The sequence below is a fragment of the Thermotoga sp. 38H-to genome (assembly GCF_011057665.1).
Classification (GTDB): Bacteria; Thermotogota; Thermotogae; order Thermotogales; family Thermotogaceae; genus Thermotoga.
In genome coordinates this window covers 168908-194422 of sequence record NZ_LNFZ01000003.1, presented here as the reverse complement: position 1 = coordinate 194422, position 25515 = coordinate 168908, and the positions used below count along the sequence as shown (strand labels likewise).

21 protein-coding genes, 7 tRNA genes and 2 rRNA genes are annotated in these 25515 nt (G+C 48.3%); 12 read left to right on the top strand and 18 right to left on the bottom strand.

The window, feature by feature from the left end; translation table 11 throughout:
- Positions 1-67 precede the first annotated feature (67 nt).
- The 3 genes from disA to AS158_RS07380 are packed head-to-tail and all read right to left on the bottom strand — an operon-like array spanning position 68 to position 4888.
- The gene (gene disA / locus AS158_RS07390) at positions 68-1126 is read right to left on the bottom strand and encodes a DNA integrity scanning diadenylate cyclase DisA (protein WP_038051797.1); all 1059 of its coding nucleotides are present in this window, start codon (positions 1124-1126) and stop codon (positions 68-70) included.
- A complete protein-coding gene (gene radA, locus AS158_RS07385) occupies positions 1104-2429 on the bottom strand; it encodes a DNA repair protein RadA (protein WP_038051800.1) in 1326 nt (441 codons plus the stop codon). The genes disA and radA overlap by 23 nt, the downstream gene beginning before the upstream one ends.
- On the bottom strand, positions 2426-4888 hold the full coding sequence (locus AS158_RS07380; protein ID WP_038051803.1) for an ATP-dependent Clp protease ATP-binding subunit: 2463 nt from the start codon (positions 4886-4888) through the stop codon (positions 2426-2428). Before AS158_RS07380 ends, radA begins: the two co-directional genes overlap by 4 nt.
- Before the next feature lie 214 nt (positions 4889-5102).
- Between AS158_RS07380 and ttuA the strand changes: the two genes are divergently transcribed.
- Positions 5103-6017, top strand: a complete 915-nt coding sequence (ttuA, locus tag AS158_RS07375) for a tRNA-5-methyluridine(54) 2-sulfurtransferase (RefSeq protein WP_038051806.1) — start codon at positions 5103-5105, stop codon at positions 6015-6017.
- 8 nt (positions 6018-6025) lie between these two features.
- On the opposite strand, the gene AS158_RS07370 is transcribed toward ttuA, so the two are convergent.
- From AS158_RS07370 to AS158_RS07355, 3 genes are all read right to left on the bottom strand, one after another.
- On the bottom strand, positions 6026-6517 hold the full coding sequence (locus tag AS158_RS07370; RefSeq protein WP_012896170.1) for an adenosine-specific kinase: 492 nt from the start codon (positions 6515-6517) through the stop codon (positions 6026-6028).
- A gap of 844 nt (positions 6518-7361) precedes the next feature.
- A tRNA-Arg gene (locus tag AS158_RS07360) sits at positions 7362-7438 on the bottom strand.
- A gap of 13 nt (positions 7439-7451) precedes the next feature.
- A tRNA-Ser gene (locus AS158_RS07355) sits at positions 7452-7541 on the bottom strand.
- Positions 7542-7595: 54 nt separating this feature from the next.
- On the opposite strand from AS158_RS07355, the gene AS158_RS07350 reads away from it, so the two are divergent.
- The 7 genes from AS158_RS07350 (at position 7596) to AS158_RS07320 (ending at position 9758) form a co-directional block, all read left to right on the top strand.
- Positions 7596-8216, top strand: a complete 621-nt coding sequence (locus tag AS158_RS07350; protein ID WP_038051815.1) for an ABC transporter ATP-binding protein — start codon at positions 7596-7598, stop codon at positions 8214-8216.
- On the top strand, positions 8216-9004 hold the full coding sequence (gene fetB, locus AS158_RS07345) for an iron export ABC transporter permease subunit FetB (protein ID WP_038051818.1): 789 nt from the start codon (positions 8216-8218) through the stop codon (positions 9002-9004). Before AS158_RS07350 ends, fetB begins: the two co-directional genes overlap by 1 nt.
- A gap of 88 nt (positions 9005-9092) precedes the next feature.
- Positions 9093-9168 (top strand) — tRNA-Gly (locus AS158_RS07340).
- A gap of 11 nt (positions 9169-9179) precedes the next feature.
- Positions 9180-9256, top strand: a tRNA-Arg gene (locus tag AS158_RS07335).
- 10 nt (positions 9257-9266) lie between these two features.
- Positions 9267-9342: transfer RNA gene (locus AS158_RS07330), tRNA-His, on the top strand.
- A 5-nt stretch (positions 9343-9347) separates the two neighbouring features.
- A tRNA-Arg gene (locus AS158_RS07325) sits at positions 9348-9424 on the top strand.
- Positions 9425-9494: 70 nt separating this feature from the next.
- Positions 9495-9758, top strand: coding sequence for a stage V sporulation protein S (locus tag AS158_RS07320; RefSeq protein ID WP_004082838.1), 264 nt, complete (start codon positions 9495-9497; stop codon positions 9756-9758).
- Positions 9759-9812: 54 nt separating this feature from the next.
- Here the strand turns inward: AS158_RS07320 and AS158_RS07315 are convergent, their stop codons facing one another.
- From AS158_RS07315 to AS158_RS07295, 5 genes are all read right to left on the bottom strand, one after another.
- A complete protein-coding gene (locus tag AS158_RS07315; protein WP_038051820.1) occupies positions 9813-10589 on the bottom strand; it encodes an ABC transporter ATP-binding protein in 777 nt (258 codons plus the stop codon).
- Positions 10590-10594: 5 nt separating this feature from the next.
- On the bottom strand, positions 10595-11629 hold the full coding sequence (locus AS158_RS07310) for an iron ABC transporter permease (RefSeq protein ID WP_038051823.1): 1035 nt from the start codon (positions 11627-11629) through the stop codon (positions 10595-10597).
- On the bottom strand, positions 11623-12699 hold the full coding sequence (locus AS158_RS07305; protein ID WP_011943337.1) for an iron ABC transporter substrate-binding protein: 1077 nt from the start codon (positions 12697-12699) through the stop codon (positions 11623-11625). Before AS158_RS07305 ends, AS158_RS07310 begins: the two co-directional genes overlap by 7 nt.
- 4 nt (positions 12700-12703) lie before the next feature.
- On the bottom strand, positions 12704-13135 hold the full coding sequence (tsaA, locus tag AS158_RS07300) for a tRNA (N6-threonylcarbamoyladenosine(37)-N6)-methyltransferase TrmO (RefSeq protein WP_004082829.1): 432 nt from the start codon (positions 13133-13135) through the stop codon (positions 12704-12706).
- 55 nt (positions 13136-13190) lie between these two features.
- Positions 13191-13266, bottom strand: a tRNA-Ala gene (locus AS158_RS07295).
- 293 nt (positions 13267-13559) lie between these two features.
- On the opposite strand from AS158_RS07295, the gene AS158_RS07290 reads away from it, so the two are divergent.
- From AS158_RS07290 to AS158_RS07280, 3 genes are read left to right on the top strand one after another with little or no spacing between them, the layout of a single operon-like run.
- Complete coding sequence (locus AS158_RS07290; protein ID WP_241241273.1) at positions 13560-14978, top strand: HAMP domain-containing sensor histidine kinase; 1419 nt, start codon at positions 13560-13562, stop codon at positions 14976-14978.
- Entirely contained in the window at positions 14953-16059 is a 1107-nt protein-coding gene (locus AS158_RS07285) for a cyclic di-GMP phosphodiesterase (RefSeq protein ID WP_165304801.1), read from the top strand. The genes AS158_RS07290 and AS158_RS07285 overlap by 26 nt, the downstream gene beginning before the upstream one ends.
- Positions 15986-16435, top strand: coding sequence for an SRPBCC domain-containing protein (locus AS158_RS07280; RefSeq protein ID WP_012310736.1), 450 nt, complete (start codon positions 15986-15988; stop codon positions 16433-16435). The genes AS158_RS07285 and AS158_RS07280 overlap by 74 nt, the downstream gene beginning before the upstream one ends.
- Here AS158_RS07280 and glmM read toward each other — a convergent pair.
- From glmM to holA, 4 genes are read right to left on the bottom strand one after another with little or no spacing between them, the layout of a single operon-like run.
- Complete coding sequence (gene glmM, locus AS158_RS07275) at positions 16415-17704, bottom strand: phosphoglucosamine mutase (RefSeq protein ID WP_041434300.1); 1290 nt, start codon at positions 17702-17704, stop codon at positions 16415-16417. The two genes, AS158_RS07280 and glmM, sit on opposite strands and share 21 nt — an antisense overlap.
- The gene (locus AS158_RS07270; protein WP_235280272.1) at positions 17701-18483 is read right to left on the bottom strand and encodes a carbon-nitrogen hydrolase family protein; all 783 of its coding nucleotides are present in this window, start codon (positions 18481-18483) and stop codon (positions 17701-17703) included. The genes glmM and AS158_RS07270 overlap by 4 nt, the downstream gene beginning before the upstream one ends.
- Positions 18464-19657, bottom strand: coding sequence for a TIGR04013 family B12-binding domain/radical SAM domain-containing protein (locus tag AS158_RS07265; protein WP_165304800.1), 1194 nt, complete (start codon positions 19655-19657; stop codon positions 18464-18466). The genes AS158_RS07270 and AS158_RS07265 overlap by 20 nt, the downstream gene beginning before the upstream one ends.
- Positions 19626-20600, bottom strand: a complete 975-nt coding sequence (holA, locus tag AS158_RS07260) for a DNA polymerase III subunit delta (protein ID WP_165304799.1) — start codon at positions 20598-20600, stop codon at positions 19626-19628. The genes AS158_RS07265 and holA overlap by 32 nt, the downstream gene beginning before the upstream one ends.
- Positions 20601-20682: 82 nt before the next feature.
- On the opposite strand from holA, the gene AS158_RS07255 reads away from it, so the two are divergent.
- Positions 20683-21252 carry a hypothetical protein gene (locus AS158_RS07255; RefSeq protein ID WP_008193938.1) on the top strand — a complete coding sequence of 190 codons (570 nt, stop codon included), beginning with the start codon at positions 20683-20685 and terminating at the stop codon, positions 21250-21252.
- 27 nt (positions 21253-21279) lie between these two features.
- Here the strand turns inward: AS158_RS07255 and AS158_RS07250 are convergent, their stop codons facing one another.
- The 3 genes from AS158_RS07250 to AS158_RS07240 all read right to left on the bottom strand — a co-directional run bounded on the left by AS158_RS07250 (position 21280) and on the right by AS158_RS07240 (position 25492).
- On the bottom strand, positions 21280-21558 hold the full coding sequence (locus AS158_RS07250; RefSeq protein ID WP_008193941.1) for a hypothetical protein: 279 nt from the start codon (positions 21556-21558) through the stop codon (positions 21280-21282).
- Between the two features lie 55 nt (positions 21559-21613).
- Positions 21614-21730, bottom strand: a 5S ribosomal RNA gene (rrf, locus tag AS158_RS07245).
- Positions 21731-21772: 42 nt separating this feature from the next.
- Positions 21773-25492: ribosomal RNA gene (locus AS158_RS07240) — 23S ribosomal RNA — on the bottom strand.
- Between the last annotated feature and the right edge of the window lie 23 nt (positions 25493-25515).

Here is a 25515-nt window from a genome sequence, read left to right as displayed (position 1 = left end):
ACTATTTTGTGATAAATTTCTCAAATTATTTTTAAAAAGACCCCCTCATTGGGATATATTACCACAACTACTCGGAAGTTTTTCTATGCTTCAAGGAACTGATACTTTCTGAAATGGCCCGCGCTCTTTTCTCTCCTATTCCCTCGACCTTCTTCAAGTCCTCAACAGAGGCTTTACTGATCTGATCGAGCGTTTTGAACATTCTAACCACGTTGTATCCAATGCTGAGCGGAATTCTCGCGACGGTTTTGAGGAGCCTGTAACCTCTCGCGGAAACGAGCACATCATCCAACTGTGCAACTTGCTGTACATCGTATCCCAGGGCCCTCGAAATTGAAATGGGAGAGGGATCTCTTTTCTTAACAAAGTCCTGCATGATGTCTTGCGCCGCCTCTTCATCCACCTCTTCAGAAGAGTAATCCATTACGAGAAGAACTAGAAGATCGTCCACGTCTTCCGTCAACTCCCTGAGCTGCATTCTTGCGAGTCTTCCTTCCTCGCCGAGCTCTACTATGTAGGGTCTCATCTCCTCTACTATCCTCAAAAGCTCGAACCCCTTTGCCAGTGTTCTCACCACGTCAGCGAGAGTGACCCTGTTTTCCAGTTCCAGAACTTCAAGTTCCGAAAGAAGTTTGTTGAAGTTATCTTTGTATTTTTCCAAAGTGCTGATCGCTTGTGTCACTTTCGATATGAGAAAATCTACCTGATTCACAACGTATTTGTAATTTTTATAATAGAGCGATATGATATTTCTCCTCCTCGAAACTGCTATCACGACTTTCCCCGTTTGTTTCGCCAACCTTTCCGCTGTTCTGTGTCTTGTACCGGTTTCTCCGGTCGGTATCGTGGGGTCCGGTACGAGATGAACATTCGCGTAGTATATCTTTGTAATATCCTCAGAGAGAACTATCGCACCATCCATTTTTGAAAGCTCGTACAGTTTCTCCGCAGAGAAATCGGTGTCCAGCCAGAATCCTCCTTGAATGATATCCTCGTATTTTTTTGGATCATCAACAAGAAAAATAAGCGCACCAAAATTAGCATTGATTATGTCATCCAGCGCTTTCCTCAACTCTGTCCCTGGTGATATGAGCTTTATTTTTTCAATCAATTCCTGGGGAACCAAGGATTTCACCCCCAATTATAAAGACGGCCTCCTTGAGGTCGCGCACTACAAAAACTCCTTTTTTCTCTTCTTCGATCGGAGGAACTATTATCCTCCCCGAATTCTTCAAAGAGTTCAATCTTCTATTAATATTGTAAACCTTTCTCACCCTTCCATCCAAACCAATTTCACCAACGGCCGCCGTATCGTGTAGAGAAACTTCCAGATAGGAAGACACAATGGAAAGAGCTATCGCGAGATCCGCCGCAGGATCCGTTATCCTGAGTCCCCCCACAACGTTGACATAAACATCGTGCGTTTCTATGGGAAGCCTCAGATATTTGCTGATCACGGCAATCAGAAGTATCACCCTGTTCACATCTACACCTTTACACACCCTCTTGGGAGAAAACGTTCTGTTTTTGGAGACGAGTGCCTGTATCTGTACAACAAAGGGTTTTGTGCCTTCAAAGACACACGTGAGGACGTTTCCTGGAAGGTCTGTATCTCCTTCCGTAAAGGAAGGATTCTCCACCTGGACGAAACCGTTTTCTTTGAGCTCAAAGACCGCCACTTCGTCGGAAGGTCCGAATCTGTTCTTTGTGATCTTCAAGAGTCTCAATCCTGTACGCCTGTCTCCCTCAAAATATGCTACAGTGTCCACCATGTGTTCCACCAGTTTCGGTCCTGCTATTTCCCCCTCTTTTGTCACATGTCCCACTAAGAGAACCGGCACACCTCTTTTCTTTGCAAAGTCAATTGTTTTCATCGTCACGTTTTTCACCTGAGAGATACTTCCGGGGCTGCTTCCAAGGTCTGAGGAAAAAACCGTTTGAATGGAGTCAACCACCATGAAACTCACTCTTTCATTTCTCAGAGAGGATATTATTTCATCGATGTCGTTCTCTAAGGTCAAAAGGATGTTTTTTTTCCTTTTCATCAGGAGCCTGTCCGCTCTCAATTTCAACTGCTGGGGGGATTCTTCACCAGAAACGTAAACAACCAGTCCCCTTTCAGCGAACTTTTCGGCGATCTGAAGCGCTATCGTACTTTTTCCTATCCCGGGTTCACCAGAGAGCAGGATCACCTGTCCGGGGACAATTCCTCCCCTGAAAGCCCTGTCCAGTTCTGAAAAACCTGTGGATAACCTTTCAAGGGAAATTTCTCCAGCGTCTTCTAAATTTAAAAACAGGGAGGGGTTTCCCTCCCTGTTTTTCCTCTTTTGAATCACTTCTTCTGCCGTATCGTATTCACCGCACTGAGGGCATTTTCCGAACCATTTTGGAGAAACGTAGCCACAGTTGGAACAGATGAACTTCTTCACTGAACCACCTTCTCTTTCTTTTCACCCTTTCTGGTGAATCGGAGAGCATCTTTGCGTGCACTACAGACAATCGTATCTCCTTCGTTGAACTTGCCTCTTAAAATTTCCTCGGAGAGAGGATCTTCCACGTATCTCTGTATAGCTCTCTTCAGAGGTCTTGCTCCGTAAACCGGATCGAATCCCTTTTCGACCAGGAACTCTTTTGCACTCTTTGTCAGTACAAGCTTCATGTTCTTCTCCGAGAGTCTCTTCCTTAGATCTCTCAAGAGTATATCGATGATCTGCTCGATGTGTTCTTTATTCAATGGATGGAAGATAATTGTTTCATCGATCCTGTTCAGGAACTCGGGTCTGAACGTTCTTTTCACCTCTTCCAGAACGAGATCCTTTATTTTCTCGAATTCTTTCTCCTCGTTGTTGTCACCCACAAACCCGAGTGTTCTCTTGGATTTGTTGATGTAAGAACTTCCGATGTTGCTGGTCATTATGATGATCGTATTCCTGAAATCGACTTCACGTCCCTGAGAATCCGTGAGTCTTCCGTCGTCCATTATCTGGAGCAGTATGTTGAATACATCTGGATGCGCCTTCTCTATTTCGTCGAACAGGATCACCGAGAACGGCCTTCTTCTCACTTTCTCCGTGAGAGTTCCTCCCTCTTCGTAACCAACGTATCCCGGAGGAGCACCTATGAGTCTTGAAACGGAGAACCTCTCCATGTATTCACTCATATCGAACCTGATGAGAGCCCTTTCATCCCCAAACAGATACTCTGCGAGTGCTTTTGCGAGTTCTGTCTTTCCAACACCCGTTGGACCGAGGAACAAGAACACACCTATCGGTCTTCTTGGATCTTTCAGACCGCTTCTTGCTCTTCTTATGGCCCTGGCTACGGCTTTTATAGCTTCGTCCTGAGCAACAATTCTCTGGTGGAGAGCCTCCTCGAGATTGAGGAGCTTTTCGACTTCCGTTTCCTCGATCTTTTTGAGAGGTACACCCGTCCAGGAAGACACCACCTCAGCCACATCATCCACGTCTACCCTCACTACGGCCGTTTCCGCGTGTCTTCTCCATTCCGCGTACCTCTTTCTATATTCCGCTTCCAGCTCCATTTCCTCTTCTTTCAGTTGGGCCGCTTTTTCATAATCCTGATTCAGAACAGCGAGCTCCTTATCACTCCTTATCCTCTCTAGTTCTAATTTCATACTCTTCAGTTCTGGAGGAAGCACGAAAACCTTCAACCTCGCTCTGGCACCTGCTTCGTCTATCACATCGATCGCCTTATCCGGTAAATAGTGGTCGGTTATGTATCTCTTGGAAAGATAAACGGCCGCCTCCAGAGCCTTGTCGGTATAAATCACCTTATGATGCGACTCGTATTTTCTCTTCAAACCTTTCAGTATTTCGAGTGTTTCTTCTTCGGTTGGTTCTTTCACATATATCTTCTGAAACCTTCTCTCCAGAGCAGCATCTTTTTCAATGTACTTTCTATACTCATCTGGTGTGGTAGCACCTATACAACTTATCTCTCCACGTGCGAGAGCGGGTTTCAAAATGTTCGCGGCATCGATCGCTCCCTCAGCCGATCCAGCACCCACTATGGTGTGTATCTCGTCTATGAAGAGGATGATGTTCTTATCCTTGGTTACAATCTGGAGAAGTTTTTTCATCCTCTTTTCGAATTCACCTCTGTACTTGGTTCCTGCAACCAGCGCTGCCACGTCAAGAGAGAAGATCACCTTGTTTTTCAAGATTTCAGGCACATCTCCAGTGACTATTCTCTGAGCCAGACCTTCAACTATCGCCGTTTTTCCAACCCCGGGATCTCCTATGAGAACAGGATTGTTTTTCTTCCTTCTGACAAGAACCTGCATCACTCTTTCTATCTCTTCTTCCCTTCCAATAACTGGGTCGAGTTCTTTCTTGGCTGCAAGTTCCGTGAGGTTCACACCGAAGCCTTCAAGTTGTTTCACACTTCTGTAAGTGTAATCCTCTTCTTCTTCATATTCCAGACTTTTGTTCGAAGAGTAGGAGTAGATATCAATGATCTCTCTTCTCAGAGTGGCGATGTCTACTCCGAGTTTTCTCAAGATATGGATAGCTATCCCTTCTCCCTCTCTCAGGATACCAAGGAGAAGATGTTCCGGGTTTATCTTGTCACTTCCAAGGATCTTCGCCTCTTCGTATGCGAGTTCGGTCACTCTCTTGGCTCTTGGAGTCATCTGTGGAGAGGGGACGAAACCCCTCATCCCCATACCAACCATGGAGATGATCTCCGATCTCACCTTAGAGTACGAAGCGCCCATTTCCTCCAGGAGTTCGACGACGGGTCCTCTATCTACTTTCAAGATTGCAAGCAGAAGATGCTCTGTTCCGACGTACGAATGCCCGAGTTCTTTTGCCTCCTCCTGGGCTGTTACGAATATCTGGGCTGTCTTTTCCGAGAACTTATCAAACATAGTATCACCTCCGGGTCTTCCAATTTCATTATATCACCCTTATGGACATAACACCTTTCAAAAATGTTCAAAATTTGCCTGGAAGGAAAGCAAAAGGTAACAATTAGATTCACCGAATTTAATTTCTCGTACGGATTTACAGCCGGTGAAATATCCGTGATACAATTTAATCGAACCGAATTTAAACGACACTTTCCTTGAAAGGAGGGAAAAAATGAAGTGTACAAAGTGTGGAAAACCCGCTTCGGTTAAATTGAGACACTACAACATAAAGCTCTGCAAAGAGCATTTCAACGAATTCATAGAACAGAGGGTGGAGAAAGCCGTAAAAAAGTTCAAAATGTTTGACAGAAATTCGAAAATATTGATAGCCGTCTCCGGAGGAAAGGACAGCGTTTCCCTGTGGCACATGCTGAAAAAACTCGGCCACGAGGTGGACGCACTGTTCATCAGAGCTGGAAAAAGCGGAATGGTCCAAAAAGCCCAGGAAATCGTTGAAAAAAACGCAGAGCTTCTCAACACCAAACTTCACATAGTCGATGCGACGGAATACTTCGAAGGCCTTTCCACTCAGGAAATCTCCATCATGTTGAGGAGACCTGTTTGTTCTATTTGTGGAGTCGTGAGAAGGTATCTGATGAACAAATTCGCCTACGAAAACGGCTACGACGTGGTGGTCACGGGGCACAACCTGAACGATGAAGCGTCTGTTTTGCTGGGGAATATCCTTCACTGGCAGGAAGGATATATGGAGAGGCAGTGGCCGCTCCTTCCGAAAACCCATGAAAAACTCGTTCCAAAAGCCAAACCACTCGTTTTGAACTACGAAGAAGATATAAAACTGTACGCAACCCTGAACGAGATACCACACCTCGAAATGGCCTGTCCATTCTCCGTGGGAGCGACTTCACTCGTATACAAGAAGATCCTGCGGGAGCTCGAAGAAGAACAACCAGGAATCACACTGAATTTCTATCTTGGGTTTTTGAAAAGAAAGAAAGAGCCGAAACTCGAAGTGGAAGGACTCAGAGAATGTAAAGAGTGTGGTTATCCAACGACGGCAGAAGTGTGTTCCTTCTGCAGACTCAGAAAGCAAGTAGAGAAAAGGAAAAACAAAGCCCCCGCATGAGCGGGGGATCATTTTTTGTACTTTGTGATCTCCCTGAGAAACGCGTGTCTTTTCTTTTTGTCCTCCTCACCTTCCACACCCTTGGGTGAGTACCCGTCAACCACTCCGAGTACCGCTCTTCCCTGGGGAGTGATAGCCACGATCACCTGTAAAGGATTCGCCGTTGCCGTGTATATCCTGCATACCTCTTGAACACTTTTGATCTGATTCAGAATGTTGATGGGGTAACCACCTCTTATGTAGATCACAAAGGTGTGACCGGCACCTATTTTCTTTGCCGTCTCGATCGCCTGATTCACCAGCTCCTCGTCGTTTCCTTCGTACCTGATGAGACATGGTCCACTCGCTTCGTTGAAAGCTATACCGAACCTGAGATTCGGATTAGTTGTCACTATCACCTCGTACAGATCCTCAACCGTCTTGATAAAATGAGAATGTCCCAGAATAATATTGGCATTTTCAGGAATGGACACATCCACAACTTCAAGCTGCACACTCACGTTTTCACCTCCCAGGAATATTCTAACATCAGGAGGTGAGGAAATGGTCGCGGTATTGGACATGGGGAGCAACTCCTTCATTCTTCTTGTCGTTTCGGAGAAGGGAGAGACCATTCTCGAAGAGGTCCACGAAGTCGGAATAGCCTCTGGAAGCCTCGAGAAGGCGAAAGAAGTGTTCAAAGAATGCGCGGAAAAAGCTGAAAAAATGGGGGCTAAACTTCACGTATTTGGAACGGCATTTTTCAGAAAGCATCCCGACATCTTCCAGGAGATAACAGGGGGTAGGGGAGAAATTTTACCGGAAGAAAAAGAAGCATACTACTCTTATATTTCTGTGGCGAAAGATTTCGGGAAAAGGGATATCATGGTGGCTGATCTCGGTGGAGGTAGCCTCGAACTCGCCTGGAAAGACGGATACGTCAGTTTAGAACTTGGAACACATGTACTGAATCGCACTTTTTCCTTGACGCTTCCATACATCGAATCGGTGGACGGAATAGTTGAATACGTGATGAAGCGACTTCCTGAGGTAAAAAAGGACGAGCTTTTTGGAGTTGGAGGAAGTTTTGTCGCACTCGCCGCGTTGATGAAAGGAAATTGGAACCTGGAAATTCTTCACGGAAGCGTTTTAAAATTAGAAGAGGTTGAAAAACTCGTGGCCAAGATCAAAAGGATGAGCTTTGAAGACGTGAAGAATCTGAAAGTACTTCCTGAAGGAAGGGAGAAAACAATACTTGCGGGAGGAATCGTGACCATTGCTCTTTTGAGAAAATATTCGCCGAAGATGACGGTGAGCACCAAAGGTTATAGATACGGAATAGTGTGGGAGATCCTTGAAAAAAGATGGCGTGCCCGGGGGGATTCGAACCCCCAACCTCCAGATCCGCAGTCTGGCGCTCTATCCAACTGAGCTACGGGCACATATATAAAAAACTGGCGGAGAGGGTGGGATTCGAACCCACGGTGGGGAAACCCCCACACTTGCTTAGCAGGCAAGCGCCTTAGGCCGCTCGGCCACCTCTCCACCTGCCATTTATTATAGCAACATATTCAGGAATATTCAAGGGGAGGAAAAATCGTGTTTGTTTTAAAGAATGTGAAATACAAGGACATATTAAACATTGAAGAACTCCACATACCGGCTCGAAAAATTACCGTTATTACAGGAAAGAGCGGCACAGGAAAAACAACTCTTCTAAAGATGCTGAACAAACTTATTTCACCGGATAGTGGAGAGATTTTCTTCAAAGGTACACCATTGAAAGAGATCGATTCGGTTGAACTCAGACGGAAAGTGGTGATGCTTCCTCAGTTTCCTGTTGTGTTTCCCGGAAACGTGAAGGAAAATCTTATCTTAGGCTTGAAATTTTCTAGAAAAAAGATACCACACGATGAAGAGTTGAGAAACATCTTAAAGTTCGTTATGCTCGAAAAAGACCTGAACGATGATCCAGAAAAATTCTCCGGAGGCGAAAAACAGCGACTCGCTCTGGCAAGGGTTCTTCTCATGGATCCTGAGGTGCTGCTCCTCGATGAACCCACTTCCTCTCTGGATGAGAAAACCGGTATTGAAATCATCAAAAAGGTGTCCGATTTTGCAAAAAATCAGGGGAAGACGCTTGTCGTGGTGACTCATAACCCGGAATTGAAAAAATTCGCTGATGTGTTGATCGAACTCAAAAACGGGAGGGTTTTGTGATGGGACCAGTTGATATCAGCCTGATACAGCTTTTGAGTGCCTATGTTTTTGTTGTTGCTTTGATGTTCATACTGAGAATAAGAAGGATACCGCGAGAAAAAGAAGTTCTGGTGGCATCCATCAGAATGACCTTTCAACTGGTGTTGGCAGGGTTTGTCCTGAGTTACATCCTCGATCATCCTTCACCACTTTACACGATCCTGGCAGTTCTCGTTATGGAGATCTTCGCCATCTACAATGTTTACAAAAGAGCAAGGCTTTCTCTTCCAGCGAGGGTAAAAAAACGTTTGGAATTCTTCATAGCGATCTCTGTGAGTACGGGAACGCTTCTCAGCCTTGTTTACTTTCTGTACGTGGTGGTCAAAATCTCTCCCTGGTTCGATCCAAGGTACGTGATTCCCCTTGCGGGTATGATCATCGGAAACTCCATGACCGGTGTTTCACTCGGAGTGAAAGCCCTTTCCGAGTCAATAACGGTTCAAAAAAATATCGTGGAAATGGCTTTGATGTTGGGTGCAAGACCAAAAGATGCCGTGAGAATGTTCAGTGACAAGGCGTTCGATTCGGCGATACTACCAACACTCAACTCCATGATTGGTATGGGCATCGTGTTTCTCCCCGGCATGATGACGGGACAGATCCTCTCTGGAACATCTCCGATCACTGCGATAAAGTATCAGATCGCAATAATGCTTGGAATACTTGGTGGAGTCACGATCAGTGTGAGTGTGTTTCTCTATCTGGGATACAAAGCTTTCTTCAACAGAGAAGATCAGCTGATCGTTTAATGTCACCAAAACTCATGCATTGTACACCCCACTTGACGTTCCCAGAGAGTTATGATAATATTTTTAGTGCTTGGAGGGTCTTTGAAGGGCGGGTGTAGCTCAACTGGTAGAGCATCGGCCTTCCAAGCCGAGGGTTGCGGGTTCGAGTCCCGTCGCCCGCTCCAACGTTTCTGGTGCGCCCGTAGCTCAACAGGATAGAGCATCGGATTTCTAATCCGAGGGCTGCAGGTTCGAGTCCTGCCGGGCGCGCCATTTTTTCGTGGTGACCATAGCTCAGTTGGTAGAGCGCCTGACTGTGGATCAGGTGGTCGCGGGTTCGAGTCCCGCTGGTCACCCCAGAGACGCGCCCGTAGCTCAACTGGATAGAGCGTCGGACTTCGGATCCGATGGTTGCGGGTTCGAGTCCTGCCGGGCGCGCCACTCGAAAACCAATAAACCAATGTCGCTGAAAAGCATAGAAGAACACTCACCGTAGAGGAGGTAGGAACACATGGAAGTACTCAAAGTTGCTTCTAATTCCAATCCAAACAAAGTCGCAGGAGCTCTCGCAGGAGTTATCAGAGAAAAGGGGAAGGCCGAACTTCAGGCAATTGGCGCGGGTGCTGTTAACCAGGCCGTGAAAGCTATAGCCATCGCAAGAGGTTATCTTGCTCCAAGTGGGATCAACCTTGTTTGCGTTCCCGCCTTTGCAGAAGTTCAGATCAACGGAGAAACCAGAACGGCAATCAAGTTCATTGTCTTCCCAAAAGATTGAATTCTGACGAGAAAAACGAACGAAATCCCCGCAAGTGCGGGGATTTTTGTTTTGTTAGTCAGTATTTTCACGGGGTCCCGGAGATTCTTTGCCCCTCAGAACAAAAACAGGTGTGTCGAGAATCTCCCTCACAACTCCGTTCACCCCGTACACTTCCCAGAACAGATCAGGTGTCAAAATCGCTCTTTCACCGTCGCTTACGATCTTTCCATCTTTCATGAAAATGAACCTATCAGCAAATCGCAGAGCCAGGTTTATCTCATGCATCACGACTAGTGCAATCTTTCCTGATTTCACGAAATCTTGAACTATCTCCATGATCTCGATCTGATTCTTTGGATCGAGGTTGTTCGTCGGCTCATCCAGTAAAAGGATCTCCGGCTCCTGAACGAGTGCCCTGGCAATACTCACTTTTTGAAGCTCACCACCGCTCAAATTCTTCGCTCTCTGAAACACCAGATGTTGGAGATTCAATCGTTCAACCACTCTGTTTACAACTTCGATATCCCTCTTTGAAGGGCTGACGCTTACGTATGGCTTTCTTCCGAGAAGGATCAGATTGTAAACGTTCAACATACCGGGATCGAATCGCTGTGGAACGTACCCTATTATCCTAGCCAGATCTCTTCTGGTGTAGTGCTCGAGAGGTTTACCAAAAATCTCTACACCCTGGCACTTCAAGATACCCGCTACGCACTTCAACAACGTGCTCTTTCCCGCACCGTTTGGCCCCAGGATAGCGATGAGCTCTCCCTTCCGCGCGCTAAAAGTGACATTATCCAGAACTTTTTTGCTTCTGTAACTGAACGAGAGGTTCATTATTCGAAGCATCTCTGTCACCTTTCCTTACTTTGAAGGAGCAGATAGATGAAAAGAGGTGCCCCGAGAAAAGAAGTCACAATCCCCACAGGAAGAACTGTAGGAGAGAGAAGAACACGTGCCACAGTATCGGCCGATAACAGCAAAACACTACCACACAGCGCTGAGAGGGGAATCAAAAATCTGTAATCTTCCCCAAAGAGGATTCTCATCATGTGGGGTGCCAGCAGTCCTATGAAACCGATTATACCGACGAACGCCACACTGATAGCTGTCAGCAAAGTAGAAAGCACTACCAGAATCAATCTCACTTTTTCCACTTCAATCCCCGTCGACTTTGCGATTTCATCTCCCACAACCATCGCGTTGATATCCCACGCCTTCCAGAGGAAGTAAGCGAAAACCGTCAAAAAGACCACCAGAAGTATGATGTTTTCTCTCCAGGTTGTCCTTCCAAGATCTCCAAAGCTCCAATAAACCATCGTGGCGAGTTCCAGATCATCGGCAAAGTACTGGATCAACGCGGTGGCAGCCGTGAAAAGAGAACCCATGGCAACGCCCATCAGCACCATCGCTTCCGGAGTGATTTCTTTTAGTTTTCCCATCAAAAAAATGACGAGAGAAGAACTCATCGCCCCGAGAAAAGCGAAGAGAGCAATAGTGTAGGGATTGTTCAGTGTGACACTACCAGTACTCTCAGAATACCCCGCTCCCAGTGCGATGGCTAAGGAAGCGCCGAACATAGCACCATGAGATGTACCCGTTGTAAAGGGACTGGCAAGAGGATTCTTCAAAACTCCCTGCATAACAGCTCCGGAGACTGCCAAGGAAGCACCAACGAGGATACCAGCGACCACCCTTGGAAATCTGACGCTCCAGATCACAAGTTGTGCTTTCCTGTCACCCTTCCCCAGAAATGCGCCGATAATATCTTTGAACGACAGAGAATAGCCGCCATGTGATAGAGAATAGATCCCTACAAGCACCAGCAAAAACGATAAAAGTAGAATCGTGAAAATTCTTCTCGCAACGTAATTTCTGTAAATCACCATGTTCCACGGAGGATCTTTCCTGAAGAAAGATCTATCTTTCCAAATCCTCCAAATTGCTCAGCCATCTCCTCGTAAACCCTTTTTCCGAGAAGGAATTCATAAATTTCATCCGCCTTTTCCTCCGGATCGATATCGGCAAAACGTTCGGGATAGAGGACTTTTCCGATGAAGTACGCATTGGCCAGAGCCGTTCCGATGTTGGTGGTGTAGTAATTGTAAGGGAGAATGCCGTAAACTTTCCCTCTTTTAACAGCGTTTAAACTCTCATAGAACTCTCTGTGTTTCGAATAATCGTCCAGTACGAGGCTCAAACCGTTTTCATCGATGAAAATGTACTCTGGATCCCAAACGAGTAGCTTCTCAGGATCTATGAATTTGTGTCCTTCTCCCAACCCGTGCACAACGTTCCTCGCGTGTAGGACCACGAAAGGAGGATACTTCGCCTCCGTGCTATCGATTCCATGAACTCCCTTGTATCCGATTCCACCAACGTAGACAGTAGGACTTTCGACAGCCTCAGATCGAGTCGAGAGATCCTCCTGCGCTTTCTTTATGAAATCAACCACTTCATGGGCTCTTTCTTCTCTTCCAAGAATCTTTCCCGCCAGTTCGAGCGATCTGAAGAGATCCTCGTCTTCAAATGTCCCGAGATCTCCGTAACTGAGTACGACAACGGGAATCCCCGTTTTCTCCTGTATGTCCTGCGCCGTCTTTCTGTCAACGTACGTTATAAAGACAACGTCGGGTTGCAGAGTTATCAAAGACTCCAGATTTGGAAGCTTTCCTGGTCCTCCAGGGCCAACACTCGGAAGTTCCTTGAGCTCCGGATACGCAACTATGTAAGGCCTCCCGTAAGGTCTGAGTTTCTCAAAGTCTTCCACACCGACAACCATATCGGTGGCTTTCAAATACGCAATCAACCTGAGCGCCCCGGGACCCACCGCCACGATTCGATTCACGTTCGAAGGAACTTCTACTTCTCTTCCAAGAAGATCCTTTATCACAATTCCTTCCGAAAACAACACGATCGAGAGAATCAGAAAAACAGAGATGAAAACCTTGAATTTCATTTCTCTACACCTCCTCGAACCATCCAATTCTGGCGTTCTCTACGCAGTCTATTTTCGAAGAATACGGTTTGATATCGACGACGGGGGTTCCATCAACAGCGTCCAGTCCCTCCACAACCAGCTCCCTACCTCTCACTTCTAAAAGTTTCACAACAGAAAAACCGATGGGATTCGGTCTGTGGGGAGAGCGCGTCGCGAAGACACCATGCTCACGTTTGTCAAACGGTGGAATGGCGATCAATCTGTCTCTGTTCGCTCTGTCAAGCCAGTAAAGAACGATCAGATGTGTACACGTTTCGATGTCCTTCAGCCCTTCTTCGTATTCAGGAAAGAGTTCAATCGTAAATCTTTCCTGAGAAAATCTCCCTTGGAAAGGGCATTCGGAAGGACTTTTGAAAGGAGATCTAATCACACCAATCTGTTTCAACAGAAACATCCTCAATTCCCCCTTTAAATTAAAAAAATAACCCCCTGCACACGCAGGGGCTCTTTGGTGGAGCCGATGGGATTTGAACCCACGACCTCTACCGTGCGAAGGTAGCGCTCTCCCAGCTGAGCTACGGCCCCACATCCGTGATTTATTATACTCGATCTCTTCCCTTTATTCAAGTCTTCGCTCGGAGATTTTTATAGAAATAAAACTTTGGTTGGGGAATCATCGTACTCTGTAAATATTATGCATAAAAACATATTTGAATTCGTTATGATAAAGAATCAACAATTAAAATGAGTTTTATAATAATCAAAAAAACGATAGTTTATAATATTTGTTGACATACCCCGGTTTTATATGTTAGATTAAATCAGGGGATAGATAGTATGGACCCTTTATTATAATTTCGCTTTTTGGTATGGTCGTTATGTATTTTTTCTTTCCTGAAACGACAAACGTGGTGGTCGTTTCCGTTCTGAATTTTGTAGCGCTTTTTCTCTCGTTTTTCACACACTACACCAGCTCAAGAAAAGACGAGGATTTGAACGTCCTCACTTTTTCGTGTTTGCTTTCCTCTCTGTTTTCTCTCTTTTTTCTTCGAGTTTTCCTCATGAATCCAGAAAACGCGTGGATGTTTTTGAGTAGCTCCAAGCTGATCCTCGCTGAAGGTTTCTTTCTCTTCCTGATCGGGAAGAAAAAGAATTATTTCAAATGGCTCGTTGTTCTCATATTCGCAATCCTTTTTGCTGTATCGGTCTTGAGATTCAATTTGGCTTTCTACTTCGAGAGCGCCTCGCTCGTTCTCTTTTTGCTTTTCCTCTTCATCAGGAAACCACAGACAACACTCCTTTCAGTGAGTTTGTTTCTTTATTCCATTTCCTCGATCTTCTTTTACTTTTTCAGAAGTGCATACCCCTATCATGTAACATCGGGCAGCATCTTTTTGATGTGGCATTTCGTGAAAAAGTACGTGGAGACACCCAAAAAAGAAGCGGAAAAGCTCTCAAAGGAACTCGGAATCCCTCCCGAACGAATCTCTTCTGTCGTCACGAACCTTTACAATTTTCTCATCGAAGTCCTGCGAATCATACCGGAAATTTTGCGTGAGGAAGATCAAAACAGAGTGAGAGAGATCTTCAACAAATATTTTTCGCAAGAATTGTCCTCATGCTTTCCAGAGTTAAGAGACACTTTTTCGAACTTTGTCGAGGAGTACGTATCTTTCCTGGAAGAAAAACAAAAATTCCAGGACATGTACGTTGTACTCACCAAAAACCTCGCACACAATTTGAAAAACCCGGTGAATGCCATTTACGTGAGTGCTCAGCTCTTGAAACGACAGTTCCCGGAGACCTCGCCCGTGGTTAGAAACATAGAAAAACTCTGCCACGAGATGACAGAAGAGATAGAAAGGATTCTCAAAGCGTCGATAGGAAGAAACGAAGTTCTGAGAAAAGATGACCTGGAAAAAGCCCTGGAGCCGCTTCTGGAAATGGCTCGGCTCAAGAACCTCGAAACAGATATCGAAATGGAATTCGACGAACTCGAAATCGACAGAGATGCTTTCCTCGCACTGGTCACGAACCTGTTTTCGAACGCGGTGAAGTACACTTCCTCCGGAAGAGTGGCTCTCAAAATAGAAAAGAAAAATGATAAAATCAACTTGCGTGTTTCCGACACAGGACCGGGGCTGAAAGAACAGAACGGATTTGGACTATTCACAGTGAAGAAACTGGTGAACTATCTGAAGGGTTCGATGGAGGTCATAAAAAAGGATGGTACCACATTCATAATAACCCTTCCCCTCAGGAGGGATAAAAATGACAGTACTGATCGTAGAGGATGATGACATCACACGGGAAGCCATGGGACAGTATCTGAAACTCTCAGGCATCGACGTGATCGAAGCAGAAAACGGAGAGAAAGCCGTCGAACTTTCGAAAGACGTCGATGTCGCACTGGTGGATGTGATGCTTCCAGGGATGAGTGGAATAGAAGTGGTGAACAAGATAAAAGCGAAGAATCCATCCTGTGTGGTCTTCGTCGTAACTGCGTATGACGACACCGGAATAATAAAAAAATGTGTGGAGGTGGGAACCGACGATTTTATTAAAAAACCTGTCAATCTCGAACTTTTGAGACTGAAAATAACCCACGCCCTCAGAAACAGAGTCTTCCATATGTACAGAAACAGCTATCTGAAATCGTTGAAGAAAAAACTTTTCCTTTTGGAAAAAACTGCGGAGGAGTTCTTCACAGAATACGAAGACTTTCTCTTCGAAGTTCTGGAAATACTGAACATGCTTTCCGAATACAGGGACATGGAGACACACAAACACACAGAGAGGGTTGGATGGCTCTCAGGAAGGATCGCTGAAGAGATGGGAATGAGCGAGGTTTTCGTCACAGAGATTCAGTTCGCTGCTCCCCTCCACGATATTGGAAAGATCGGAATACCCGATAGAATTCTGTTGAAGCCCGGTATTCTCACACCGGAAGAGTTCGAAATCATGAAACAGCACACCACCATCGGATTCAGAATCCTCAGCCGGAGCAACTCCCCTATCCTTCAACTCGGAGCGGAGATCGCTCTCACGCACCACGAAAGATGGAATGGGGCCGGGTATCCCAGGGGACTGAAGGGGAGAGAAATACCCATTTCTGGTCTCATCGTAGCGGTGGCGGACAGTTTCGACGCCATGGTTTCCAAAAGACCCTACAAAAACCCAAAACCACTTGAAGAAGCGTTCAGAGAGATAGAATCCCTCTCCGGAAAGCTCTATTCACCAGAAGTAGTCGAAGCCTTCCTGAAACTGGAAAAAGAAATAACTGATGTCTACAGGAGGGAGAAGGATGAAGATACCTCCAACAACGGCAGGCGTTCACATCAGAGCTCCTCTGGAGAAGGTGTGGAGGGTATTCGTTAACGAAAACGGCTGGGACGGCTGGTTCACCGATGGTATGAAGATGGAACTCAAAGAAGGGGGAAAGATCTTCTTCAGGTGGTTCAGAAAAACGTTCGGGGAGGAAGTGACGGACGAAGGCATCATCCATAGGTTAGAACCCCCCAATCTCATAGAGTTCTCCTGGAACACATACGAAGATGGATTCAGATCCCGCGTCAAGATGGAGTTCTTCCCTTCAAGCTACACCGGCACCTGGGTTCAAGTGGAAGACCACACAATTGTCCTCAACGAAGAGGACATGAAAATAAAGCTCGAGTGTGCAGTCGGATGGGGAGAAATGTTGACCCTCGCGAAGATATGGATAGAATACGGGATATCAACTCTCGAGAACCCTTGAAATCTCCTCCACGATCTTTTCTATCTCCTCTCTGTCTTTCCCTTCAACCGTGATTCTTATAACGGGCTCTGTACCGGACGGTCTTATCACCACACGGTAGCCCCTGGAAGTGCTCTCTTCAACGATCTTTCTCAGATTCTCATTTTCGAGAGACATTCGCTCCGTTCTCCTTACGTTCTTTGTGATCTGCGGATAATCTGGTATCTCCTTCGCAAAATCAGAAAGATTTCTTCCTGATCGCCTGAGAACTCTCATCAGCTCCAAAGCGGTTATCAAACCATCTCCCGTAGTGCTTCTGTCGAGGATTATTATGTGACCGGATCTCTCTCCTCCCAGATTCGCTCCACTTTCGAGCATCTTTTCAAGGACGTATTTGTCCCCAACTTTCGTTCGAAGAAGCTTTATTCCTTTTTCTTTGAGAAAATCTTCGAGGCCTCCATTCGTCATAACGGTACCCACCACGGTATCGCTGTTTAGACGCCCCTCTTCTTTCAACCCAACTGCGAGGATTCCTATGATCCTATCTCCGTTCACAACGTTTCTTTCTTCGTCTACAGCTATCACACGGTCTCCATCACCATCGAAGGTGAATCCTACCTTCCCGTTCTTCATCTCTTCAGCCAAAAACCTGGGATGAGTGGCGCCACACCCTTGATTTATGAGAAGTCCGTCCTGGGAGTCATTGAACACCTCTACCTTCGCTCCAAGGAATTCAAAAACCTCTTTGGCCGTTGTCGTGGTGGCACCGTTCGCAAGGTCAAGGGATACCATCTCACCCGTGAGATCGAGATCCCTGAATATTTCAAGAACCGCTCCGATGTACATGTCTCTTCCTTCTCTGAACGATTTTGTCCTGCCGACAACCAAGCGGGGCGGGAAACTCCCGTTTTCCAGTCTCTCCTCTATCTCCGCTTCCATCTCGTCCGGTATCTTGTATCCACCCTTCAACACCTTTATACCGTTGTATTCTGGAGGATTGTGAGAAGCCGAAATGACAACACCGAACGACCTGGTGATCCTCGTGAGGAGAGCCACCGCTGGTGTTGGAATGATGCCGCACAGAAGGACGTCCACCCCCATAGACGTGAGGCCAGCGGAAATAGCCGCCTCGAGCGAATCCCCCGAAACTCTCGTGTCCTTTCCCACAATGACTCTTCCTTCTCCGACAATCTCTCCCAGCGCTTTGCCCACCTTGAAGGCCAGCTCATCTGTGAGTGTTTCACCAAAGATTCCCCTTATTCCGTCGGTTCCGAAGTATTTCACCCTCATAACCTCCCCTTCTGAAGCGTGTAAAGGTGGGACATGTAGTTTCTAAGGTAAGCGTGAGAATCTCCTTCTTCGTCGTATCTGTAATGATAAACAGCATCTAGATCGAGATCTTCACAGATCAAACCTTCACCGCTCTCTATCTCGTTCATAACCTTTCCGTTTGGACCCACTATCCTCGTTCTTCCGACGAATTCCACAAAACCTTCGCCGCACATGGAGGATGCCACAAGGAAAACTCCGTTCTCAACTGCCCTGGATCTCGTGGCAACATCGTACGTGTGCCCCCGAGCCTTCCCAAAAGCAAAGGCTGAGAGAATCACTTTACTCCCTTTGAATGTTAAAATACGTGATATTTCAGGGAAGCCGATCTCATAACAGATCAACGTGCCAAAAACTACCCCTCTGTAAGAAAACACAAGAAAATACTCCCCAGGTTCAAAGACGTTTTTCTCTCCACGAAAGAGATGTGTTTTATCGTAGAAAAGCAATTCCTTTTTCTTCTTGAAAATCACAAGCGAGTTTCTGAGCTTTCCCAGAACGATCCTTGGTGTACCAACAGCTATCAGTATCTGTCCTTCCCTTGAAAGCTTCAAGAGCTTTTTCTTTGCGACTTCTGAAAAAAACAAGGCTCCCCTTTTCAGAATCGCCTCGTCCCAGGTGTACCCACTGATTGTGAGCTCCGGAAAGACAACGACTTCGGCTCCTTCCGAAACAGCCATCTCTATGAACTGTTCTATTCTCTCCAGATTTCCTTCGAAGTCACCGATCGCTGGTAACATCTGTACTGCCGCCACTCGCAATTTCGTACACCTTCCTCGCAAGCATTTCCTGCTTCATCCAGTAACCGTCGAGAATACCCTTTGAAGCGAGCCTCCCCAGAAATTTGTAATGAACCTCTGTGAGTCTTCCGGGCCCAGCATTGAAAAGTTCCGTCCCGGGAAGCGGCATGAAGGTGTGCGCATGGATCTTTGCGCCGTATCTCTCCACTATTTTAACAATAAAGCTGAAAGTTTTCTCCACATCCTCTTCCGTTTCGAACGGGAAGCCGAATATGAAATCAACGTGTGGAATAAAACCGTGAAGAGAGATCTTTTCTATCGCTTCCTCTACCTGTTCAACCGTGTGGCCACGCTTTATGATCTTCAAGATCCTGTCGCTTCCGCTCTGGGCACCTATCACTATGGAACGGTTGTTGACGTACTTTTTCACCACTTTGAGTACTTCGTCGGTCACAGACTCTGGCCTCACTTCGGAAGGAAACGTTCCGAAATATATTTCTTCGATACCAACCCTTTTGAGTCCATACAGGAGTTCTTCTATCTTCTCTACATTGGGTGTTACTCCATTCTTCGAACCATAGCCGAAGGAGTTGGGAGCTATGAAACGAGCGAGCTTCCTTCCGTGTTTCACACCGAGTTTCGCGTAGTGAACAACGACGTCCACATCACGGTGTCTCACCTGTCTTCCAGCGATGATCGGTGTCTGACAGTACGCACAAGAAAACGGACAGCCCCTCGTGATTTCGATGGGCATGTAGATCCCTTTCGAAGGTAGGAAAGGTGGGTAGTGGTTCAGGTTGACCCTCTTTGAGATACCATCGAAGATCTTTTTTCTCTCCCCCATCAAGAACCTCAAAATATTCTCCTCTCCATCCCCCGTGAAAACGTGATCGAATCCCATTCTCAAGCAGCCTTCTGGATCGGCGGTCACATGTGGTCCTCCCGCGATGAGTGTGTATCCCCTTTCCTTCAATGTTTTGACTTCTTCTCTGACGGTATCAAGGTCAAAACTCATGAAGGAATAGGCAACGATGGTCTTTTCTGGAGGGAACTTCTTTATTTCCTCAAACTTCACAGGTCTTGCTTCCACATCGAGGTGCCTGCTGTATATGGTTGAGAGAAGGGCCGCGAGGCTGTACCAGTTATTCTTCATCTCTCTGAAGAGAATATACATCCAGTGCCACCTCTTCTATGAACTCGTGGAAGAACGGTTTTGGATCTTCTTCGCTTTTCACGGCTCTGTCCAGATCGTAGAGATCCCTCAGTATCTTTCTAACCTTCTTCACATCGTAATAGAGGAGGTGGTTTATCACCTTGAATTTCCAGGTCTTAAAGGAGAAACCGAGGAAACGAGCCACACGAGGAACGGGAATTCCCAGCTCTTTGGACACCCTGGACACATCAGGCCAGGTGTAGTATCTTTTCTTTGTCACAAGAACGAGGATTTTGAAGAGATCCAGGAAGTGATTCGCAAGGACAGTGGCAATCACCACGGGCTCTGTGGTTTTCCACAACTGCGACAGAAGAGAGTGAGCGATCTTCCTTTTTCCTTCGGAAACGGCAAAGCAAAAATCATCGTATCCCGGAGTCTGATAGGTGAAAACGACCTCTTCCACGTCCTCTACCGTTATCTTTTTGTCCTCGGAATAAGCTTTCAGCTTTTCAATCTCCCTTTCTATGATCAGGTCGTTCGTTCCAACCTTGGAGAAAAACAGCTGAAGGGCATCTTTATCGATGAGCAAACCATTTTCCCTGAAGCGCTTTTCTATCCATTCAAGCCATTTGTCCGTTTCCCATGGCTTTGGAAGCTCCAGCGCTACTCCCTTTCCACCTGTTTTTTGAGAACGGATGAAGATATGAACGTCTTCCGGTACATTTTTCAAAAGTTCAACGAGACGCTTCTGTTCCTGCGCTTTCCACTCATCGAAATTGACGATATCAATGATCGTCTTGTTGGAAAAGATCGTCTTTGTCCTGAGTAAAGACCTTATGAAATCGATCTTGTCAGGATCCTCCGGATGGATCCTTATGTACTCCACATTTCCATCCTTCAGTAGTTTCTTTATCAATTCTTCTTTCTGAGTCTCTGCAGTGCCTGTGAGAAACGTGACCGGCATACAATCACCTCTCATGGTGATTTTAACACGCTTTGAGAAACAATTTCAAAGTGTTATCATTCAGAGAGAAGGAGGTGAAAATATGAAAAAGGTGCTCACCTGGTTGGCTCTGATCACAGCTGGTATTCTCATGCTGGTTTCCGGATGTATCCCGGTGCCTATCCCCATCGACCTTGGGAACCCCGGTATCGAACCTCAGGTGTTCGAAGTACCAGCGGGAAGTTCTACTACACTAGAAGCAAGGTGGACAAGCTTCACGATCAAAGCAGAAGATGTGAAAAGCGCGCAGCAAAGTGCGGGAGTTCCTGGAACAGTACATTTCCACAACATCGAAGTGTCTGGAAAGATCACAGTTGAAGGAAGCCTCACATTTAATGGTTTCATAGATTTTTCACTTGAAGAACCAACGTCCATTCCAGAGACTGGAGATGTGAATATCGATATAGATACTTCTCAAAAAACCGAATACTCTCTTTCCATCTCCGCCAACGACTCAAGCGCCTTGAAAGCAGCACTCGACAAGATAAACAACGGCGAAGATGTCACTCTATGGGTGATTTTTGGTCAAAACGAATACGAGTCCACCACTGATGCCACCGTCACGGTCACCATCACCAACGTGAGGCTCTGGGTCACCTGGACCGCCTGGTAAAACAAAAGCCCCTCTTTTCGAGGGGCTTCATTCTTCATCGAATGAAAGTTCCATGTAGTCTGCTTTCACACCTGGAAGTTTGTTGAGTTTGTCACAGAGTTCTCTGTGCTGCTCAGGACTTCCCACAAGTTCAAGAACTATGAGACCCGCTTCTGAACAGTTGTCGAGAACACCATCATGGAGGCCGAGTCTTGTCTTGATCAGACAGCCCCAAGCCGTGAGAATCTTTTGAACTTTCTCTGCTGTTTCTCTTCTGTTTTCCACAAGGATTGCCATCACAGTTTTTATAGGAAGTTTTTCCGCCACGATATCACCCCCTTGTTACTATTATAACAAAAGGTGATCTATAAAAAAACAAATCCCCGGGCGCTACCTACTCTCGCATGGGGCTACCCCCATACTACCATCGGCCCAGGGCGGCTTAACGGCCGGGTTCGGAATGGAACCGGGTGTTTCCCGCCCCAGTATCGGCACCCGGGGATACTTCGAAGGGTCACTGGAAACTGCATAGGGGATTTCGGAGGTCAAGGCCTCGGCCGATTAGTACCAGTGGGCTCAACGCCTTGCGGCGCTTACACCCCTGGCCTATCAAGGTCCTCTTCTCGGACCGGCCTTACTCCCTTAACGGGATGGGAGGCCTAATCTTGGGGCGCGCTTCCCGCTTAGATGCTTTCAGCGGTTATCGCTTAGGGGCATAGCTACCCGGCGTATGCCGCTGGCGCGACAGCCGGTACACCAGAGGCCCCCTCCTCCCGGTCCTCTCGTACAAGGGAGGACCCCCCTCAAGCCTCCTACGCCCGCGGCAGATAGGGACCGACCTGTCTCACGACGGTCTGAACCCAGCTCACGTACCCCTTTAATGGGCGAACAGCCCAACCCTTGGGACCTGCTTCAGCCCCAGGATGGGATGAGCCGACATCGAGGTGCCGAACCCCGCCGTCGATGTGAACTCTCGGGCGGGACCAGCCTGTTATCCCCGGGGTAACTTTTATCCGTTGATCGACGGCCCTTCCACACGGGACCGCCGGGTCACTAGGGCCGGGTTTCCCCCCTGCTCGGCCTGTCGGCCTCGCAGTCAGGCCGGCTTATGCCCTTGCACTCTGCGGTGGATTTCCAACCCACCTGAGCCGACCTTTGCACACCTCCGTTACCTTTTAGGAGGTGACCGCCCCAGTCAAACTGCCCACCTGGCACTGTCCCCACCCTGCTCTTCACAGGGTCAGGTTAGAACTCCAGTGCACCGAGGGTGGTATTCCACTGGCGGCTCCACCGCCCCTGGCGAGGCGGCTTCACAGCCTCCCACCTATTCTATACACGATGCACCGGAGCCCAATACCAGGCTGCAGTAAAGCTCCACGGGGTCTTTCCGTCTAGCCGCGGGTACTGGGCATCTTCACCCAGACTGAAATTTCACCGGGCCCCCCGCCGAGACAGTGCCCCAGTCGTTACGCCATTCATGCAGGTCGGAACTTACCCGACAAGGAATTTCGCTCACCTTTATCCCATCCTTTCGGAATGGGGGTGGACTGTATCTTCATCCAGTCCCCGGATCTCTTCAAGGACTCGTCGTAGTCTCTCGTGATTACCTGTGTTTATTTCCATGGCTATTTCCAGGATCTTGATGAGACCTTCTTTCGTCAGGTGTTCTCCCCGTTCCATCATCAGGATTATCCTTCTGAATTTCTTGAAGTCGACGTTCTTCTTCGTTTTCAGAGGGTGTTTTTCGAAAAACTCCACTACTTTTTTCAAGCAAGATCTCTTCCGGATCCGAAGCTCGTATCGATCATCGTGGTTTCTTCGAACAACACCGCATCCGAAAAACTTCCTCAATGCGTACAAAACCTGTATATCTCTTTCATGTTGAACGATCCTGAATTCAGGGAGAACCTGGTAACCTGTTTTCATGGTGCGATTTCTATTAACACCCACATAGAAACAGCCTTCACCATCGACGAATCCAACAACCCAATCAGGTTTGAGATCCAAGATTTCCACCCCTTCTCACGGGGACTGGATGCCCGGCGTACAGTCTCTGAGGATCCCCCTCACGGGGTTTCCTGCGGATTACCCAATCCCTTCCATTTTTACCTGGGCTGGCCGCAGCCCCCAGGTAAGAAGGGCTCTAAGGGCTTCCCCGCATACAGCCGGGTATTGCCCCACAGGTTTCCCTGTGGGCAGGCAGCGAATGCTACCTTAGGACCGTTATAGTTACGGCCGCCGTTTACCGGGGCTTCGGGTCGGAGCTACGCTCCCACAAGAGGAGCCTCACCCCTCCCCTTAACCTTCCGGCACTGGGCAGGCGTCAGTCCCTATACTTCCTCTTTCCGAGTTAGCAGAGACCTGTGTTTTTGGTAAACAGTCGCCAGGGCCTTGTCACTGCGACCGCCTCGGGCTCCCCCAGTTTCCGGGTTGCCCCTTCCCCTGGGTTCACCCTAACGCGGCACCCCTTCTCCCGAAGTTACGGGGCCAATTTGCCGAGTTCCTTGGCGAGGGTTCACCCGCTCCCCTGAGCCTTCTCAGCCCGCCCACCTGTGTCGGTTTGCGGAACGGGCACCTACGGTCTCAAGCGGTACGCGAGGTTTTTCTCGGCAGTGTGGGGTCAGCGCCGTTGGTCCCCGAAGGGACCTCCCCATCACGGCTCAGGCTCGGGGCGCGGATTTACCTACGCCCGTCATCGCCCTAACCGCTTGGAGGGGCATGCCACTTGCCCCCGGCGCCTACCCTCCTGCGTCACCCCTCGTACCATCGACCGCAGATGGCGCCGGAATATTAACCGGCTTCCCTTCGGCTACCCCTTTCGGGTTCACCTTAGGGTCCCGGCTAACCCTGGGCGGACGACCCTTCCCCAGGTACCCTTGGGCTTACGGGGGGAGGGATTCTCACCCTCCTTTCGTATACTCATGCCCGCATTCTCACTTCCGCCTCGTCCAGCGGCCCTCGCGGGTCCGCCTTCACCCTACAGCGGAAAGCTCCCCTACCGCCAGTACCTCCAGCGGAGGCACTGACCCGCGGCTTCGGGGGGTGGCTTGAGCCCCGTTACATTTTCGGTGCAGAGCGCCTCGGCTGGTGAGCTGTTACGCACTCTTTAAATGATGGCTGCTTCTAAGCCAACATCCCAGCTGTCTTAGGCACTCCACATCCTTTACCACTTAGCCACCTCTTCGGGCCCTTAGCCGGCGGTCTGGGTTGTTCCCCTCTCGTCCGCGGAGCTTATCCCCCGCGGGCTCACTCCCGGGCTTTGTGTGCAGGAATTCGGAGTTTGACGGGGTTCGGAGGAAACCCCCCTAGCCCCATCAGTGCTCTACCCCCTGCACAGACCGCCCGAGGCTGCACCTCAATGCATTTCGGGGAGAACCAGCTATCACCGGGTTCGGTTAGCTTTTCACTCCTACCCCCAGGTCATCCGAGGACTTTTCACTGTCCACCGGTTCGGGCCTCCAGTGGGTTTTAACCCACCTTCACCCTGCCCAGGGGTAGCTCACCCGGCTTCGGGTCTGCCGCCGGTGACTGAACGCCCTGTTCGGACTCGCTTTCGCTGCGGCTACGCCTTCATCGGCTTAACCTCGCCACCGACGGCAACTCGCGGGCTCATTAATCAAAAGGCACGCCGTCACCCCCAAATGGGGGCTCCGACTTCTTGTAGGCACGCGGTTTCAGGTCCTCTTTCACTCCCCTTCCGGGGTGCTTTTCACCTTTCCCTCACGGTACTGGTGCACTATCGGACGGCGGGTAGTATTTAGCCTTGGAGGGTGGTCCCCCCAGCTTCCCACGGGATTCCACGTGTCCCGCGGTACTCGGGAGCACGGCCCAGGGAGTCCCTCCCCTTTCGCCTACGGGGCTGTCACCCTCTCCGGCCCACCTTCCCAGGTGGTTCGGCTAGAGGAGGGATTTGTAACTCCCCGGCGAGTCCGTGGCCTCGCCCGGCCGTGTCCCGCAACCCCAGCGTGGCAACGCCCACGGGCTTTGACACCACGCTGGTTTGGGCTCCTCCCCGTTCGCTCGCCGCTACTAGGGGAATCTCGGTTGATTTCTTTTCCTCGGGGTACTGAGATGTTTCACTTCCCCCGGTATCGCACCGCCTTTCGGCGGCGAGTGGCCTCAACGGCCACCCAGGTTTCCCCATTCGGGAATCCCGGGATCAACGCCTGCTTGCGGCTCCCCCGGGCTTATCGCAGCTTGCCACGCCCTTCATCGCCTCCCGCCGCCAAGGCATCCACCGCGTGCCCTTAGTACCTTGACCTCCTACTTTCCCCTATGCAGTTT